At 68.0% G+C, this 16,216-nt stretch carries 13 protein-coding genes, 1 tRNA gene and 1 pseudogene; 9 read left to right on the top strand and 6 right to left on the bottom strand.

Going from position 1 to position 16,216, the window contains the following annotated elements; genetic code table 11:
• Positions 1–246 precede the first annotated feature (246 nt).
• From OVA30_RS14090 to OVA30_RS14080, 3 genes and pseudogenes are all read right to left on the bottom strand, one after another.
• Positions 247–636, bottom strand: a pseudogene (locus OVA30_RS14090) (hypothetical protein).
• 96 nt (positions 637–732) lie between these two features.
• Positions 733–1,410: a CatB-related O-acetyltransferase gene (locus tag OVA30_RS14085; RefSeq protein WP_015951838.1), complete on the bottom strand. Its 678-nt coding sequence runs from the start codon at positions 1,408–1,410 to the stop codon at positions 733–735.
• A gap of 37 nt (positions 1,411–1,447) precedes the next feature.
• Positions 1,448–1,714, bottom strand: a complete 267-nt coding sequence (locus OVA30_RS14080; protein ID WP_268175815.1) for a hypothetical protein — start codon at positions 1,712–1,714, stop codon at positions 1,448–1,450.
• A gap of 97 nt (positions 1,715–1,811) precedes the next feature.
• Here OVA30_RS14080 and OVA30_RS14075 point away from each other — a divergent pair.
• The 6 genes from OVA30_RS14075 (at position 1,812) to OVA30_RS14050 (ending at position 9,188) form a co-directional block, all read left to right on the top strand.
• Positions 1,812–1,904, top strand: a tRNA-OTHER gene (locus OVA30_RS14075).
• A 233-nt stretch (positions 1,905–2,137) separates the two neighbouring features.
• Complete coding sequence (locus OVA30_RS14070) at positions 2,138–3,259, top strand: NAD(P)-dependent alcohol dehydrogenase (RefSeq protein ID WP_268175813.1); 1,122 nt, start codon at positions 2,138–2,140, stop codon at positions 3,257–3,259.
• A gap of 368 nt (positions 3,260–3,627) precedes the next feature.
• Positions 3,628–4,167, top strand: a complete 540-nt coding sequence (locus OVA30_RS14065; protein ID WP_182569983.1) for a TadE/TadG family type IV pilus assembly protein — start codon at positions 3,628–3,630, stop codon at positions 4,165–4,167.
• Entirely contained in the window at positions 4,164–4,772 is a 609-nt protein-coding gene (locus tag OVA30_RS14060) for a TadE/TadG family type IV pilus assembly protein (RefSeq protein WP_442786104.1), read from the top strand. The genes OVA30_RS14065 and OVA30_RS14060 overlap by 4 nt, the downstream gene beginning before the upstream one ends.
• 198 nt (positions 4,773–4,970) lie before the next feature.
• The gene (locus OVA30_RS14055; protein ID WP_015823654.1) at positions 4,971–6,392 is read left to right on the top strand and encodes a TadE/TadG family type IV pilus assembly protein; all 1,422 of its coding nucleotides are present in this window, start codon (positions 4,971–4,973) and stop codon (positions 6,390–6,392) included.
• Positions 6,393–6,458: 66 nt separating this feature from the next.
• The gene (locus tag OVA30_RS14050; RefSeq protein ID WP_268175810.1) at positions 6,459–9,188 is read left to right on the top strand and encodes a hybrid sensor histidine kinase/response regulator; all 2,730 of its coding nucleotides are present in this window, start codon (positions 6,459–6,461) and stop codon (positions 9,186–9,188) included.
• Between the two features lie 136 nt (positions 9,189–9,324).
• On the opposite strand, the gene OVA30_RS14045 is transcribed toward OVA30_RS14050, so the two are convergent.
• A complete protein-coding gene (locus tag OVA30_RS14045; RefSeq protein ID WP_268175809.1) occupies positions 9,325–10,380 on the bottom strand; it encodes an HD-GYP domain-containing protein in 1,056 nt (351 codons plus the stop codon).
• A gap of 217 nt (positions 10,381–10,597) precedes the next feature.
• Positions 10,598–11,458 carry a universal stress protein gene (locus OVA30_RS14040; RefSeq protein WP_268175808.1) on the bottom strand — a complete coding sequence of 287 codons (861 nt, stop codon included), beginning with the start codon at positions 11,456–11,458 and terminating at the stop codon, positions 10,598–10,600.
• A 346-nt stretch (positions 11,459–11,804) separates the two neighbouring features.
• On the opposite strand from OVA30_RS14040, the gene OVA30_RS14035 reads away from it, so the two are divergent.
• From OVA30_RS14035 to OVA30_RS14025, 3 genes are all read left to right on the top strand, one after another.
• A complete protein-coding gene (locus OVA30_RS14035; RefSeq protein ID WP_268175807.1) occupies positions 11,805–13,352 on the top strand; it encodes a sensor histidine kinase in 1,548 nt (515 codons plus the stop codon).
• Positions 13,353–13,355: 3 nt separating this feature from the next.
• Positions 13,356–13,964, top strand: coding sequence for a response regulator FixJ (gene fixJ, locus OVA30_RS14030; RefSeq protein ID WP_012254741.1), 609 nt, complete (start codon positions 13,356–13,358; stop codon positions 13,962–13,964).
• 537 nt (positions 13,965–14,501) lie between these two features.
• On the top strand, positions 14,502–15,191 hold the full coding sequence (locus tag OVA30_RS14025) for a helix-turn-helix domain-containing protein (RefSeq protein ID WP_003600862.1): 690 nt from the start codon (positions 14,502–14,504) through the stop codon (positions 15,189–15,191).
• A 152-nt stretch (positions 15,192–15,343) separates the two neighbouring features.
• On the opposite strand, the gene OVA30_RS14020 is transcribed toward OVA30_RS14025, so the two are convergent.
• Positions 15,344–16,204: a universal stress protein gene (locus OVA30_RS14020; protein WP_268175806.1), complete on the bottom strand. Its 861-nt coding sequence runs from the start codon at positions 16,202–16,204 to the stop codon at positions 15,344–15,346.
• Positions 16,205–16,216 lie beyond the last annotated feature (12 nt).

The raw sequence follows: 16,216 nt of genomic DNA, 5'->3' as shown, positions 1-16,216 counted from the left end.
CACATTAATTGTCGTGTCTCCTGTTTTTGGAGCATGGACATAATACAGCCGTGTCTCTTTATTTATATTTATTGTGTAGTTGCCGATCAGCATAGCTTGGATGACCCTGGGATGATTTTTGAGAGCTGGCCCGCGATTGTTGCGGAATTCTAGACGCCGAGTTGTGACGTCGGCAAACGAAAGATGCAACCTTATCGAATGACGTGCGAGGACCACTCCGGTCCTGCCGAGCCGGCCTGCTCACGCCTACTGCGCTCGCGCCACGAACTCCCAGATCGGTATGCTGATCGGCGCACCGAGCGTCTTGCGGTAGCCGCTCACGTTGCCGAACAAAATCCAGTTTTGATCAATGCCGATCGCCTTATGCCCGCCGGTGATCACCACCCTGCACCAATCGACGCGCAATGTGCCGTGCTGGGGATGAACGCCGAAGAGCTGCGGCGCAGTCCAGCCCAGGTGCACGGCCTCGGCGCCGGAGCGCTCGATGAAGTCGGTGCAGGCCTCGTGAATGTTCGCCCAGGCGGTGGGGCCAAGATATCAGCACGGCGACGAGTTGGGGCGCAGGGTGCCGAAGGCTTTGCGCCACTCGGCGGCTTTGGGTGGGAGCGGATCGGAAGCGAGTTCGGGAAGGAGCATTACGGCTGCCGGCTGATGGCGGGGCCGATGGCATAGGGGCGGAGGTTTGCGTCAACCTTGCTGCTTCGATGCAGCGCCTGCGCTATTCTTCTTACACTAGCTTGAGGTGACAAGGGGGCGGAGTTCTTCCATCTCTGATTGCTCAGAGGTCGCCTGCTCTTGCCCGACGTCCTGCTGTGCCTCTGCATGATCCAGAAAAGCCCCTATGTCAGGGCTGAGAATGAGAGGCAGCACCTCGGCGATCCGTTCGTCCGGCCATGACCACCAATTGATGCGAAGCAAGCGCGCAACGGTGGCTTCATCGAAGCGGAAGCGCCGAACGCTGCCCGGATTACCGGTAACTACCGCATATGGCGGAACGTCCTTGCGCACGACGGCGCCGGCGCCGATGATGGCACCAGCGCCGATCGTCACGCCAGACAAGATCGTGCAGTTGGTGCCAAGCCATACCTCGTCACCGATCACCACATTTCCGCGGCTATCATGATCGGGCTCAGCTGCGGCGCCGGCTTGTCCCCACAGATGACCTCCAGTGATCACTCGTATGGCCTTGAACGGATAGGTAGTGACTAGGTCGCTTCGGTGATTGCCAAGCACGACGGTGACGTTCGGACCAATCGAGCAGAACGCACCGATCCACAGGCTAGCCAAATCCGGTTCGAGAACGCGCGGGTGACCGTAGGTATGCTTTCCGACGACCCATCCCCATCGCTCGATATCTCGAGAAAGATGAAAGCGTGTCAGATCGTCGAAGATCGGGTTCGGCGTGACCATGCTTGCTCCGTTCGGTCAGCATCGCGGCTTGACGATTTCAGGTTTTCTGCGGCCGCGCCAGCAGGATCGCCGTGCGGACGGCATTGTGTCTCACGGCCGCGCTGGCCTCTTCATTGGCGAGGACAAAACTGGCCCACGAATGCGTGACGACGGCTGCATCGAGATCGACGACATACCCATCGGCGATGGCATGCATGCCCGCTTCCAGGTCCGTGAGGTACACCTCGACAGCCGCGTTCACCTGCTCGTCGGTGACGGCCTTGGCCTTGAAGAGTTCGCCGACGGTGGGGCTGGGATCAGCCATGCCGCAGGTTAGCGTGGGCTCGGCGTTACGGCGAGGGCGCAACCAACGTTTCGCCAACGAAACCGGGTCGCCAGGGGTTAAAAAACGCCCATGAACAGGGCCCGAAGACCCTGAAAACCCCTCACTTCCCCACGGAAGCAGCGCGCTCATAACGGTCTGGTTGCAGGTTCGAGTCCTGCCGGGCCCACCAGCTCCTTCTCGCGCCGAACGGATTTGCCAAGACGCGCAGCAGCGCCCGAATCCGACGGCGCGCGGGCGGTAATCCGTACTGCGTCGATCCGGCACCCTGCATCGCCTGCCGGAGGCCGGCGGAGGGACGGAAGAATTGCCAGCGCGTACAATCAACCGTGGCGCGCAGATGATCGAACAACTTTCCGCCGTTCCGCGAGTTGAGGTTCGGGGGGCCCTGAATGGAGACAGGGCATGAACGGTCAGGCCGAAACCCGTATCACCGAGCGCAACCGAGCCCGCGCCGCGCGCATGAAGGCGGCGATCTTCGTCGAGCCGGGGCGCATCGTGCTGGATGAGAAGCCGGTCCCCGAGATCGGGCCGCTCGATGCCCTCATCCGCATCACGACGACGACGATCTGCGGCACCGACATCCACATCCTCAAGGGCGAGTATCCGGTCGCGCGCGGCCTGACGATCGGCCACGAGCCGGTCGGGATCATCGAGCGGCTCGGCAGCGCGGTCCAGGGGTTCCAGGAGGGCCAGCGGGTGGTGGCCGGCGCGATCACGCCGTCCGGGCACAGCGCCGCCTGCCTCTGCGGCTGCCTCTCGCAGGACGGCCCGGACACGAAGTACGGCTTCAAGCCCATGGGCGGCTGGCGCTTCGGCAACACCATCGACGGCTCCCAGGCCGAATACCTCCTCGTGCCCGACGCCATGACGAACCTCGCCCCCATTCCGGACGATCTGAGCGACGAGCAGGTTCTCATGTGTCCCGACATCATGTCGACGGGCTTCTCCGGTGCCGAGAGCGGCGGCGTGCGGATCGGTGACACGGTCGCGGTCTTCGCCCAGGGGCCGATCGGCCTCTGCGCCACGGCCGGCGCGCGGCTGATGGGGGCCACGCGGATCATCGCCGTGGAATGCGTGCCCGAGCGCCAGCGGGTCGCCCGCAGCATGGGCGCGGACGAGATCGTGGATTTCTCCAAGGAAGATCCGGTCGATGCGATCCTGCGGATCACCGACGGCCGGGGCGTCGATGTGGCGATCGAGGCGCTGGGGCGGCAATCGACCTTCGAGGCGGCCCTGCGCGTGCTGCGCCCAGGCGGAACGCTCGCCTCCCTCGGCGTCTATTCGGAGGATCTGCGCATCCCGCTCGGACCCTTCGTGGCGGGGCTCGGCAACCACACCATCGTCACCACGCTCTGCCCCGGCGGGAAGGAGCGCATGCGCCGCCTGATGTCGGTCGTCGCCTCCGGCCGCATCGATGCCCGCGCGCTCGTCACGCACCGGTTCAGGCTGGAGGCGATCGAGGAGGCCTACGACCTCTTCGCGCACCAGCGCGACGGCGTGTTGAAGGTCGCGATCACGCCCTGATCCGCCGCTGCGGGCGGAGTGAGGGCGCGCAACTGCGAGACCGCGCGCCCTCACGCGGCTGACAGGCTCCTCAGGCCGTTTGACGGGCATTCTGACGGTGGGCTGGTTCCGCCTTGACCCGCTCCGGTAACGCCTCAAGCGGAATGACCTCTTGGCGTGTCTGACGCCGCAGTGGTTTGCGCAATCCTCCTGCCCGCATTCACGGAGCGTAAACGCGTCCCGTCCCATCATCGTCGGACGAGCGTAACCTCTGCCCAGAAGTTTCACGACGGTGTCGGGGCTGTACAGAGGCGGCGTCAGCGAAGACGAAGTGATTGAAACCCTCCCGCCCTGCCCCGCACAATCGAACCCACCAAGCGCCGGACACATTGAGGTCGCGGTTCATCACCGACGTGGGTGGGATCGCTGCGGTCGAGCTCTCGCTCGTGATCTTGCCGCTCTTCGTCCTGATGATGGTGATCGCGGAGGCTTCGCTCTTCGTGTTCGCCCAGCAGCAATTCGATCTCTCGGTTCAGCGGGCGGCACGCCTCCTCCGCACGGGGACGTTCCAAGAGGAGGCGACCGGCGCCGACCCGGTGCAGTCCCTGCGTGGTTTGCTCTGCGGCACCGGCATCCGACTCTACCAATGCGATGAGATGCGGGTCGATCTCGTGCGCACCGCCACCTTCGCCATCAAGCAGATCGCGCCGGCCTACGATGTCGCCCGCGGCGACTGGGCCGCCGGGTTCGGTACGCAGTTCACCTGTCCGTCGGGCGGCGGCATCCATGTCCTGCGTGCCGCCGTGCCGATCTTGCGGCCCTTCAGCTTTCTCGACTTCACCGGTCAGCGCATGCCCGGCGGCAAGCAACTCCTCACGGCGACGGCTGTCTTCCGCACGGAGGATTATGCGGACAAGCCGTGTGCATGAGGCTGTGGAGGCACCTCTGGACAGGACGGCGTGCGGCGGCGGCCACGCATGCGTTCGGTCGAGCCGAAGGCGGTGTGAGCGCCATCGAATTTGCCTTCATCGCGCCGGTCCTCGTGATCCTGTTCATTGCAGCGATCGAGATTCCACGGGCGATCGCGACCAATAACCGTCTGGCCCAGGCCACGATCGCGATGGCCGACCTGGCCTCCAAGAACGATTACGCTGACATCAACGACGTGTTCGCGGCCGCTCAGGTCGTGGCCGCCCCCTACAGCTTGGCAGGAACCGGCATCGTGCTGACCGCGGGCGGGGTCTACCAGGTGGGCAACGACTTCGTGGCCAGGGTCTGCTCCAGCGTCCAACTCGGGGACAAGGCGCGTATCGTCGGTTCGGATATCGGGCCGCCGCCGGCGGGAACGGCCTTGAAAGGCGACCGCTTCGTCATGGCCGAAACGCGTCTGTCCTACCGACCGCTGTTTTCCTTCTTTCCGATTCTCAACACCTTGACCTTCACGGGCAAGGCTGCCTGGCCGGTGCGCGAGGGGATCGCCACCAATGGACAGGCTGAAGTTGTCTTGCCGGGTGGAAAGCCATGTCCGCCTTGATCCGGACCGCATCATTCGATCGCGTTGCTGGCCCGATCGGCCCATCCCTCCTTCCGTGACGCTGAAGGAGAGGATTCTCGTCGTGAAGGGTGCGTAAACCGTACGCACACTGCTCCGTCATTGCGCAATAGACCCTATTAACGCGGGAGAATTATCCCTTCGGACAGGGACGCAGCCAGCAACAGGTCAACAGTCACGATGGTGGCGCGAGACGTAAACGGAGGGTCGACGCGCACGATTCGGTGGAGGCAGCCCTTCGCGCGCCTGTGCCGGCAGAATGACGGCTCGGTCGCGGTGATCTTCGCGCTGGCGGGCTCCACCCTGATCGGCCTGGTCGGAGGGGCGATCGATTACGCACGGTTTGCCTCCGCGCGCACCAATCTGCAAAGCGCGGTCGATGCCGGCGTGCTGGCCGGCGGCAACGCCCTCAAGCTGGTCGTGTCGAGCAGCGAGTCCATCGTCGGCCTGACGACCCAGACGATCCAGGCCGAGGCGAAAGCCGGCGCCGACGCCCCGGTCTCCATCCAAGTCACCGTCGCCTCCGACAAGACGAGCGTCGAGGCGCGCGCCGAACAGGTCATCAAGCTCACGTTCGGGGCCTTCGTCGGCATGGCCTCGATCCCGATCTCGGCCCGCGCCCGGGCGAGCGTCGTGGGGCGGATGCGCCTGTGCATGCTGGCGCTCGATCCCGCGGCGGCGGGTGCGTTCAACCTGGAGCGCAACGCGCAGGTCACGGCCTACGATTGCGCCCTCTACTCGAACTCCGTCAGCCGCTCGGGCATGGTCGGTCGCGACGGCGCGCTCGCCCGGGCGCAGACGATCTGCTCCGCGGGGGGCTTCAAGGACGACCGGGCGAACTTCACGCCCAGCCCGCAGACGAGCTGTCCCGTCATCGAGGACCCGCTCCGCAACCGGCCGGCCCCGCCGGTCGGGAACTGCGTGAACCTGCCCGAGATCCTCCGCCTTGCCGATCTGCTGACCGGCAAGAGCAAGGGCAACAACGTCATCGCGACGCCGTTCACCCTCGATCCCGGCACCTATTGCGGCGGCTTGCACATCACGAAGAATGCCGTCGTCACGCTGCGGCCGGGTATCTACGTCATGAAGGACGGCCCGCTCATCGTCGACAAGAGGGCGACGATGACGGGCAAGGATGTCGGCTTCTACTTCGTCGGAAACAATAGCGGCCTTCTCTTCGACAAGAGGACGACCGTGGACCTGACAGCGCCGACGACGGGGGCGATGGCGGGCCTGCTGATGGCGGAGGACCCGTCCGTCGCCCTGCCGACCGATCCGGTGCTGGCTGTCGATACGCTTCTTGGCGACATCGTCACGCCGACGCCCCTGCCGCTCAACGCAAGCAAGCCGATGCGGACCTACCGCATCATCAGCGACAACACCCGCACCATGCTCGGGACCATCTACCTGCCGGCTGGTCGCCTCGTGATCGATTCACAGCGGCCCGTGGCGGATCTCTCCGCCTATACGGTCGTCGTGGCCCAGCAGATCAATCTCTACGAGGGCCCGAACCTCTACCTCAACGCGGACTACAACCGTTCGAGCGTCCCGCTACCGAAGGGGGTCGGCCCGATCTCGGGGCGGCTCGTCATCAGCCAGTAACCATCGCGATCCGTGCCGGAGCACCGATCCGCCCCGTCGCGAGACCTTTGCCGCGAGACAGAACCCGTGCGTGCGCCCCTCTCGAACCCGATCCGCTCGCTCTCCGGGCGGCTGGCCCTGGCGGTGGCCAGCGCCGTCGCCATCGCCCTGCTCCTCCTGACCGGTCTGTCGACCTGGCGCGAGGTCGAGCGCTACGCTGCGGCCAAGCGGGATCTCCTTCGGATGACGGCGCAGATCCTGGCCGCGAGCGCCGCGCAGGCGACCGCCCAGGGCGACGAGGCGGCGGCGCAGAGCACCCTGCGGGCGATCGCCCACGGGGAGGCTCTGGTCTACGCGTCGGTCGAGCGGACCGATGGGGACATCCTCGCCGAGCAGGGCATCGGATTGCGCCTCTCGAACGACATCGATCTCGATCAGGGCGCCGTCTCGCCGCTCGATCTCATGACGACGCGGACGCTGCGCGTCTCGGTTCCGATCCTGGAGAACGCCCGCCCCATCGGCCGCGTCGTCCTGGTCTCGGATAACCGCGATTTGGCCGAGCGGGTCGCGGAAGTCGGCCTGACGGCGGGGTTTGCCGGGCTGCTCGCCCTGGCGCTCGGGCTTGCCGTCTCGATGGGCCTGCAGCGCAGCGTCACCCGGCCGCTGGCGGCGCTCGCCCGGACCATGGATGGGGTGCGCCTCGGCCACGACTATTCCCGGCGCGCGGAGACCGGCAGCGGCGAGGTCGGCGCGTTGGCCGAGAGCTTCAACGACCTCTTGCGGGCCGTGAACGAGCGTGACCGGGCGATCGCGCGCTACAATGCGGGCCTGGAAGAAGAGATCCGACTGCGGACCCACGACCTGATCGAGGCCAAGCAATCCGCCGACGAGGCCAACGCGGCCAAGTCCGTGTTCCTCGCCACCATGAGCCACGAGATCCGCACGCCGATGAACGGCATGCTGGTGATGGCGGAACTCCTGGCCTCGGCCGACCTGCCGCCGCGCCAGCAGCGCTATGCGCAGGTCATCGCGCGCTCCGGCCAATCCCTGCTCGCCATCATCAACGACATCCTCGATTTCGCGAAGGTGGAAGCCGGCCGCCTGGAGGTGGAGCGGATCCCGCTGAGCCCGCGCGACGTCGCCGACACCGTCGTCACCCTGTTCGCCGAACGCGCCCGGTCGGCGGGGCTCGACCTCGCGGCGCAGATCGATGGCGACGTGCCGCGCTCCCTCCTCGGTGATCCCGTGCGCCTCGGGCAGGTGCTCGGCAACTTCGTCTCGAACGCGCTCAAGTTCACCGCCGCCGGCCATGTCCTGGTGCGGATGGAAATGGAGCAGGAGGCGTCCGGTCCGGTCCTGCGCATCGCCGTGTCCGACACCGGCATCGGCATCCCGCAGGACCGGCTGTCGGGGATCTTCACCGCCTTCACCCAGGCCGACCAGTCGATCGCGCGCCGGTTCGGCGGCACCGGGCTCGGGCTGTCGATTGCCGAGCGCCTGATCGTCGCCATGGGCGGCCGCGTCGGCGTCGAGAGCCGTCTCGGCGAGGGCTCGACCTTCTGGGCCCGCATCCCGGTGGAGGGCGCGGAGGGCGCCGAGCCCGTGCTCCGCCGCGCCCCCGCTTTGCCCGCCGCTGTCCGCCTCGGTGCGCTGGGCGGCGCGACGCGCGCCGCGCTCACGGCCGATCTTCAGGCCGCGGGTTTCCATCCCGTCGAATCCGGGGTGGGTCACTGGATCGTCGAGGCGGCGGAGCTTCTTGCGAGCGGTCGCCGCCCGGAAGGCGCGGGCCGGGTCATCGCCCTGGTTCCGATCGGCGACACCTCCGGGCCCGAACTCCTGCGAGCGGGCCTCGCCGACGCCGTCTTGCGCCGTCCCCTCGCCCAGGCCGAGTGGCGCCCGCTGCTGGCCGCCCTCGCCGAAGGCACGGCCCTCGCCGTCGAGGCTCCGGCAGCCGAGGAGAGCGCCGCGACCGCCCTGCCCTCCTTTGCCGGCGCGCGGGTGCTGCTCGCCGACGACAGCGCCGTCAACCGCGAGGTTGCGGCCGAAGCGCTCGCCCGCTTCGGCGTCCACGAAATCGTCTGTGTCGAGGATGGTGCGGCCGCGGTGGAGGCGGCCGCCGTGCACCGCTTCGATCTCGTCCTGATGGATGGCAGCATGCCGGTGCTGGACGGGTTCAGCGCGGCCATCGCCATCCGCGCCCGGGAGGCGCGGGACGGGGCGGTCCGCGTGCCGATCGTGGCCCTGACCGCGCATGTCGTCGGCGACGGCGCCGAATCCTGGCAGGCGGCGGGGATGGACGGCATGCTCGCCAAGCCGTTCACGCTGGCGCAGCTCGGCAGCCTGCTGGCCCAGCATCTGCGGGCCGCGCCGCTGCGCGATCCGGCTGACATCGTGACGTCGGAGGCGCCGCGGATTTCGGACGATGTGCTGCTCGACGAACCGACGATCGCCAATCTGGAAGAACTCGGCGACCGCGACTTCCTCGCGCGCATCCTCCGGCTCTACATCGCCCAGGCGCCTCAGGCGCTGCTGGAGCTCGAAGCCGCCCTCGCCCGCGGCGACGCCCCGGCCGTGTCCCGCGCCGCCCACGGCCTCAAGTCGATGAGCGCCAATATCGGTGCGGCGCAGGTGAAGGATCGCGCGGGCGCCATCGAGCGCACGGCGCGCGACGGCGACCTGTCCCGCCTCGCCGACGCGGCGTCCGGCCTGGACGGCCTGCTCACCCGCACCGTCAGCGCGCTCCACCTCCGTCTCGACGTGCCCACCGGGAGCGCCGAGGGCGAACAGAGCGAGATGGCTCACGCGATCGGCGGGTAGCGCAAAGCTGGCTGAGGGGCGGATGAGCCTGTGACGGACAATGCTCGAGGCGACACGCCGATGCCGTCTCCGGTCCCTGTCGGGCCGGGCGGGCTCGCCGAGACGCTCTGACGCCCCGCTCGCGCGAAAGGCCGGATCAGGCGGCCGCGGATGCGGTGTCGCGGCCGAGATCGAGGAAGGCCTGGACGTCGGCCCAGCGGCTCAGGAACGCCGCGACGATGGCCGGGTCGAAGTGGGTGCCGGCGTTCTCCTGCAGAAAGACCCGCGCATGCTCCGGTGACCAAGCCGGCTTGTAGGGACGCTGGGTCGTCAGCGCATCGAAGACGTCGGCCACCGCGACGATGCGGCCGGACAGGGGGATGGCCTCGCCTTTCAGGCGATACGGGTAGCCGGTCCCGTCCCAGCGCTCGTGATGGCTTCCCGCGATTTCGGCGGCGAGGCGCATGACGGGCGAGTCGCTGCCGCCCAGGATGCGCCGTCCCCGGTCGGCATGCTGCTCCATCTCCCGGCGCTCCTCGGGGGTGAGAGCGCCCGGCTTGAGCAGGATCGCGTCCGGCACGGCGATCTTGCCGACGTCGTGCATGGTCGCGGCCAGACAGAGCTGCCGGGCATCGGATGCGGGCATCCGCATCGCCTCGGCGATCAGCCCGACATAGGCGGAGACGCGGGCGATGTGATCGCCGGTGTCGGAATCGCGGTGCTCGGCGGCGCGCATGAGGGTCGAGACGATCTCGCGCTCGCGCTCCTCGACCAGGGCCACCGCCGCCGCGACCTCGCGGGCGAGCTGCGCGGCATGGTCGCGCTGCGCCCGGTGGGCCGCGGAGAGGGCGAGCAGGTTCGTGACGCGGGCACGGATCTCGACCGCGTCGGCGGGCTTGGTGAGGAAGTCGGTCGCTCCCGCCTCCAGCGCCTCGCGGCGCAGGCTCCGCTGGTCGTGGCTCGTCACCATGACCGTGGGAACGTTGGTGAGGCCGGGAATGCGCCGCACCGCCCGGATGAACGCGACGCCGTTCATGTCCGGCATCTCGTAATCGGTGATGACGACCCCGATCTCGGACGCCCGCGCCTCCGCGAAGGCGAGCGCTTCGGCCGGCACGGTGAAGGCCTGCGGCGTGCAGCCGGCGAGGGGCCGCAACGAGGCGACCATCACCAGGTTGTTCATCTCGGCATCGTCGAGGACGAGAGCGAGCATCGAGTTTTGTCCCAGGCCTGACGGCACCCCTCGCCCAGCTGGCTGCTCGACGGCAACCTTATGGTGGACGGGCCCACTAACACCCCCGTCCATTGCTGAATGGTGAAACCGGCTCCGGTTCTCCGCCGATGCGGTCGCCGCCGCATGCGTGAGCGTTAGCGAAAGCTTGGTGGAATGCTCGAAACCGGCGCCGGGTGGGGCCCGCGCGAAGGGCCCTTCAGCGGGACAGGAACAGCGGAACGGGGCAGCTGCGCAGCAGCGAGCGGGTCACGCCGCCGAAGAAGAACTGGCGCGCGGGGGAATGGCGATAGGCGCCCATCACGATCAGGTCGGCCCGGAACAGGCCGGCTTGGCTCCGTAGGGTTTCGCCGATGGAGCCGGATACGGGCAGGTTGTTGACGCTGACGTTCACCCCGTGCCGCGCGAGGTGGGGCGCGAATTCGGCCCCCGGCACCGAATCACGGATCTCCGCCGCGTCGCCGATCGAGACGATCTCGACCGCCTCGGCCGCACGCAGGAACGGCAGCGCATCGTTGGCGGCCCGTGCCGCCTGGGCGCTTCCGTCCCAGGAGACGATGATCCGGCTGCCGGCAAAGCCCGTGTGCCCCGGCGGCACCGCGATGACCGGGCGACCGCTCTTGAACAGGGTCGTTTCGATCGCCTCGCGGTCGAGGTCGCAGGTCCAGACCAATGCATCCAGAATCGCCAGATCGTGCAGCCGCGCCTGTTCCGCCAGCCGGTGGATGATGGCCGGATAGTGCAGGCTCGGCGTCTCCGTCGTGCACACGACGCCCGCCTGCGCCGCATCGCCCGCGGTGCGCTCCGCGATGGCACGGGCCAGCCGATCGAGGCGCCGGTCGATGTCCGCGACGGTCCCGTCGTCGAAACCGCTGATCCAGCGATTGTCGCCGTAGAGCCGCCAGGACGCCGATTGAAGCGTCAGGTGGGCGCCTGCGGCCCGGGCCAGCGACAGGCCGTAGCCGACGGCCGGCGAATCCCTGTCGCTCTCGTTCTCGACGGCGATCCCGACGAGGACGTCGCGGATGCCAGTGAGCGCGGATGAGGCAGGTTGGGACATGGCAGGACTCCGGTCTGAACCGCTCCATGGTTGGAGCGGCGGGCGCCCGCCGGCCTTGATCCAGCGCAAATGATTTTTCCGCGTCGGATCAAACGGGGGAGACCACCACCGGCGGTACCGCCATTTCAAAGGCGAGAGGTTGTGTCAGGCCGTCTCGGCGTTGAGGAACCAGCGAATTCATTTCTCGTTGTGACTATTAATGCAGGCACAAATTGCGGTACGCTTGAGAAATAGATCGATATCTTCCGTGACGAGTTGAGTGATTGGCTTGTTATTTATCAAATGACATAATTTATGTAGAATTTATTCAAAAATTACCCCCTCATCCTACGCAGATACTTCCGGGATGGAATCGATGACGCTTTCCATGGCCGCGGCTGAGGCGATTCAGGGGGGCGGCGAAGCGCTGACGGCCGAGGACTTCCGGCAGACCCTCCACGAGGTCGGTGTCTGCATCTGGTCGCTGGACATTCCCACCGGCCGCGTCAGCGCTTCGCAGACCTGCGGCTGCCTCTTCGGTATTCCAACCGAACGTCTGACGAGCTTTGCCGCGACCCAGGATCTGGTCCACCCGGACGACCGCCAGGCCCGCGCTCACGCCATCGAGAGCGTGCTGCGGGACGGCGGCAGTTACGAGATCGAATACCGTGTCGTGCTGCCGAATGGGCGGGGTGGCTGGCTGCGCTCGCGGGGGCAGGTGCAGCTCGACGCCGAAGGCCGGCCCCACCGGCACCGCGGGGTCGTCTTCAGCATCGAAGAGCAGAAGCAGGTGGAGGCGGAGCTGCGCGCCCGCGAGGCCCATCTCCGCTCGATCCTCGACACGATGCCGGAGGCGATGGTGGTCATCGACGAGGCGGGGCTGATCCACTCGTTCAACCCGGCGGCCGAACGCCTCTTCGGCTACGCGGCCGGCGAGGCGATCGGGCAGGACGTCCGCATCCTGATGCCGGAGGCGATGCAGGATGGACATGCCGCCGACCTCGAGCGCTATCGGCAGACGCGCCAGCGCCACATCATCGGCACCACGCGGTGCGTGACGGGCCGACGGCATGACGGCTCGACCTTTCCGATGGAGCTGGCCATCGGCGAGATGCATTCGGGCGAGCGGACCTTCTTCACCGGCTTCATCAACGACCTCACCGCGCAGCGGCGGACCGAGGCGCGGCTTCAGGAACTCCAGTCCGAGCTGGGGCATGTCTCGCGCTTGAGCGCCATGGGCGAGATGGCGACGACGCTGGCCCACGAGCTGAATCAGCCGCTCGGCGCCATCACCAACTACACCAACGGCTGCCGCCGCCTCCTCGCCCATCCCGACCCCGAGACCATCGCCAGGGCACAAGAGGTTCTCGACAAGGCGGCCGAGCAGGCGCTGCGGGCCCGGCAGATCATCGCCCGCCTGCGGGAGTTCGTCGCCCGTGGCGAGACGGAGAAACGGGTCGAGCCGGTCGCGACGATGATCGAGGAGGCCGGCGCCCTGACCCTGGCGGCGGCCGGCGAGCAGGGCATCACGGCCCACGTCGTGCCGGATCCGCGGGTCGGATCGGTGCTGGTCGATCGGGTTCAGGTGCAGCAGGTTCTGGTCAACCTGATGCGCAATGCCTGCGAGGCGATGCAGCGCAGCAGCCGGCGCGAGCTGACCGTCGCGACGCGGCGGGTTTCGCCGGATCTGGCCGAGGTCGCGGTGTCGGATACCGGCCCCGGTATCGCCGAGGAGGTGGCTGACCGGCTGTTCCAGCCCTTCGTCACCACCAAGGATGCCGGGATGGGCGTCGGCCTTTCGATTTCCCGCACCATCATCGAGGCGCATGGCGGCCGCCTCTGGGTCGAGCCCAACGCCGCGGGCGGGGCGACCTTCCGGCTGACCCTGCCGACCGCACCCGAGAGAGGGCGCTAGCCCATGGCCCCTGCCCTCGTGCATGTCATCGACGACGACCCCGCCATGCGCGACTCGGTCGCCTTCCTTCTCGACACGGCCGGCTTCGACGTGCGGCTCTACGAGGCGGGAACGGCCCTGCTGGCGCGGCTCACGCGGCCGCTCCGGGGGTGCATCCTGACCGATATCCGCATGCCCGACCTCGATGGGTTGGCCCTGTTCCGCTCCCTCCGCTCGGCCGGTCACACGCTTCCCATCGTGATGATGACGGGGCATGGCGACGTGCCGCTCGCGGTGGAGGCGATGAAGCTCGGGGCCTGCGACTTCATTGAGAAGCCGTTCGATGGCGAAGCTCTCCTCCGGGCGCTGCAGGCCGCCCTGGAGCAGGGTGGGCCTAACGGCTCGGTCGACCCGATCCTGCAGGACTTCATGCGGCGGTTGGCGACCCTGAGCGAGCGCGAGCGCCAGGTTCTCGATCATCTGGTGACCGGGGGCACCAGCAAGGAGATCGGGCGAAGGCTCCGGATCAGCCCGCGGACCGTCGAGATCTACCGGGCCAAGGTCATGGCCAAGACGCGGGCGGGAAGCCTGCAGGAACTGGTCCGCTGGGCCGTGCTCGCCGGCTTCGTGTGAGCCCGGCTCGCGGTCGATCACGGGATGGCCGCGTTCCTGCCCTCGTAACCACCCCGAGCCGGCCATCCGAATGCGGGGCCCCGTCGCCGGGATGACGGGAGCGGCCCGCCGTCCTGCATCCAGGGGCGAGAGGGACAGCCCGCCGCGGGATTTTGCGGGCGCGGCGGCTTGCGCGGATCGGCCCAGGGCGCAACGTGAGGGGACACGGCGTGCGCCTTCCCTGCTCCGGCTGATTGCAGAGGCTACAGCCCGAGCGCGTTAGGGCGTTGATCTTGCGCAATCGATCTTCGATGATACATGGAATCACCGTCCGTCCCTGATTCATGGGACTTCATGGGACGTTCGCCGCGGGCGGACGGGATCGCGCGCTCCAGGCCCGACCCGTGCCCATGCGCGCAACCGCTGGCGAAGCGGCGAGACAGGCCGCACCCCTACGTAGTTTTCCTTAAGCAGGACTACTTAAGAGAGTATCCGGAATTTCGTCGGTGCCGTGGCGCGACCACTCTCGTCTCATCGAGACGGATGAGGAGCGAACCGATGGGCACGAAGCCGACGCCGAGATCCATTCCGGTCGCTCCGGGCTCGCGCACGCCGCGCCGGAGCATTCACGAATGCGGCCTCTTCGCCGATTGCCCCGATCTCGTCGGCACACCGTTCTCCTACGCCCGCGAGGAGGAGGTCTACGGCGAGGGCGAGGACGCCGAGTTCGTCTACCGGGTCGTCGAGGGGGCGGTGCGCTCCCACAAGATTCTAAGCGACGGCCGGCGCCAGATCACCGGCTTCCACTTGGCGGGCAACCTGTTCGGGTTCGAGCAGGGCGACACCCATTGGCACACGGCGGAAGCGCTCTCGGACACCCGGGTGCTGATCTTCCAACGGCGGCAGATCGAGCGGGCCGCCACCCGCAGCGCCGAGGTCGCCTGCCAGCTCTGGGGCATGGCGACGACCAGCCTGCGCGACGCCCAGGATCTTATGCTCCTGCTCGGCCGCCGTTCCGCCCAGGAGCGCGTCGCCGCCTTTCTCATCGAGGTCGATGGCCGCTTCGGCGGCACCGGGGCGTTCGCCCTGCCGATGACCCGACGCGATATCGCCGACTATCTCGGCCTCACCATCGAGACCGTCTCACGCACCTTCTCGCAGCTCGAGGAGAACGGGGCGCTGCGGCGCTCCGGAAGCCGGCAGATCACGCTTCACCGCGGCCGCCTCCGCCACGTGGTCGAGAACTGATACGGCCTCACATTCGGTTTTCGTGTCCGGCCGCCGCGTGCAGGGATGCGCCGTCCGCCACCGCCGCGACGACGCATCCGTGCATCGTCGCCACGGCCGCATCGCCGAGGGCGCAAGCGTTCCGCTCACGGCCTCGAACACCGGTCCGGCGATCAATGGGCGAGGAACAGCGGCACCGGAGAGCGTGTCAGGAGCGCGTGCGTGACACCGCCGAGGAACCATTCCTTCAGGCGTGAATGCCGGTAGGCGCCGATCACCAGCATCTCCGCCCCGAGAAGGCCGGCCTGCCGTCTCAGCGTCTCGGCGGCGTCGCCGTCGACCGGGACGTTCGTCACCGAGACGTTCACACCGTGGCGGGCGAGGTGCGGGGCGAATTCGGCGCCCGCGACCGAGGTCGAGAGATCCTTCTCGCCGACCACCGAGACGATCTCGACCGCGTCGGCTGCGCGCAGGAATGGCAGCGCGTCGTTGGCGGCCCGCGCCGCCTGGGCGCTGCCGTCCCAGGCGACGACGATCCGCCGTGCCGAGAACGTGTCGCCGCCCGGCGGCACCACGAGGAGCGGCCGCCCGCTCCCGAACAGGACCCCGTCGATCACGTCACGATCGAGATCGACCTCCCGCGCTTCGGCGTCCAGGATGGTGAGGTCCGCGAGCCGGGCGCGGGCGGTCAGGCGGCCGACGAGTTCGGGGTAGGCGAGCGCGGAGGCTTCGATCGAGCAGCTCACACCCTCTAGCGTGGCATCCGTCACGGCGCGCTCGGCGATGGCGCGTGCGCGGGCGCTCAAACGCCGGTTCTCCTGCGCGACGAGATCGTTGACGAAGCCCCAGCCCGATCCGCCGACCATGGTCAGGCGGCGGGCCGCCGATTGGACGGTGAGATGGGCGCCGGCCATCCCCGCGAGCGACAGGCCGATGCCGAGTGCGCTCGCGGTCTCGTCCCCGCGGCCCTCCTCGGTCAGGCCGACGAGGATGTCGCGGATGCCCGTGAGGGCGACGGGCGGCGGCTTCGGCATGGTCTGCTCCGG

The sequence above is a fragment of the Methylorubrum sp. SL192 genome (assembly GCF_026672325.1).
In the GTDB taxonomy this organism is placed as follows: Bacteria; Pseudomonadota; Alphaproteobacteria; order Rhizobiales; family Beijerinckiaceae; genus Methylobacterium; species Methylobacterium extorquens.
Note: the sequence above shows the minus strand (reverse complement) of the source record. Positions and strands in the feature narration are given on the sequence as shown.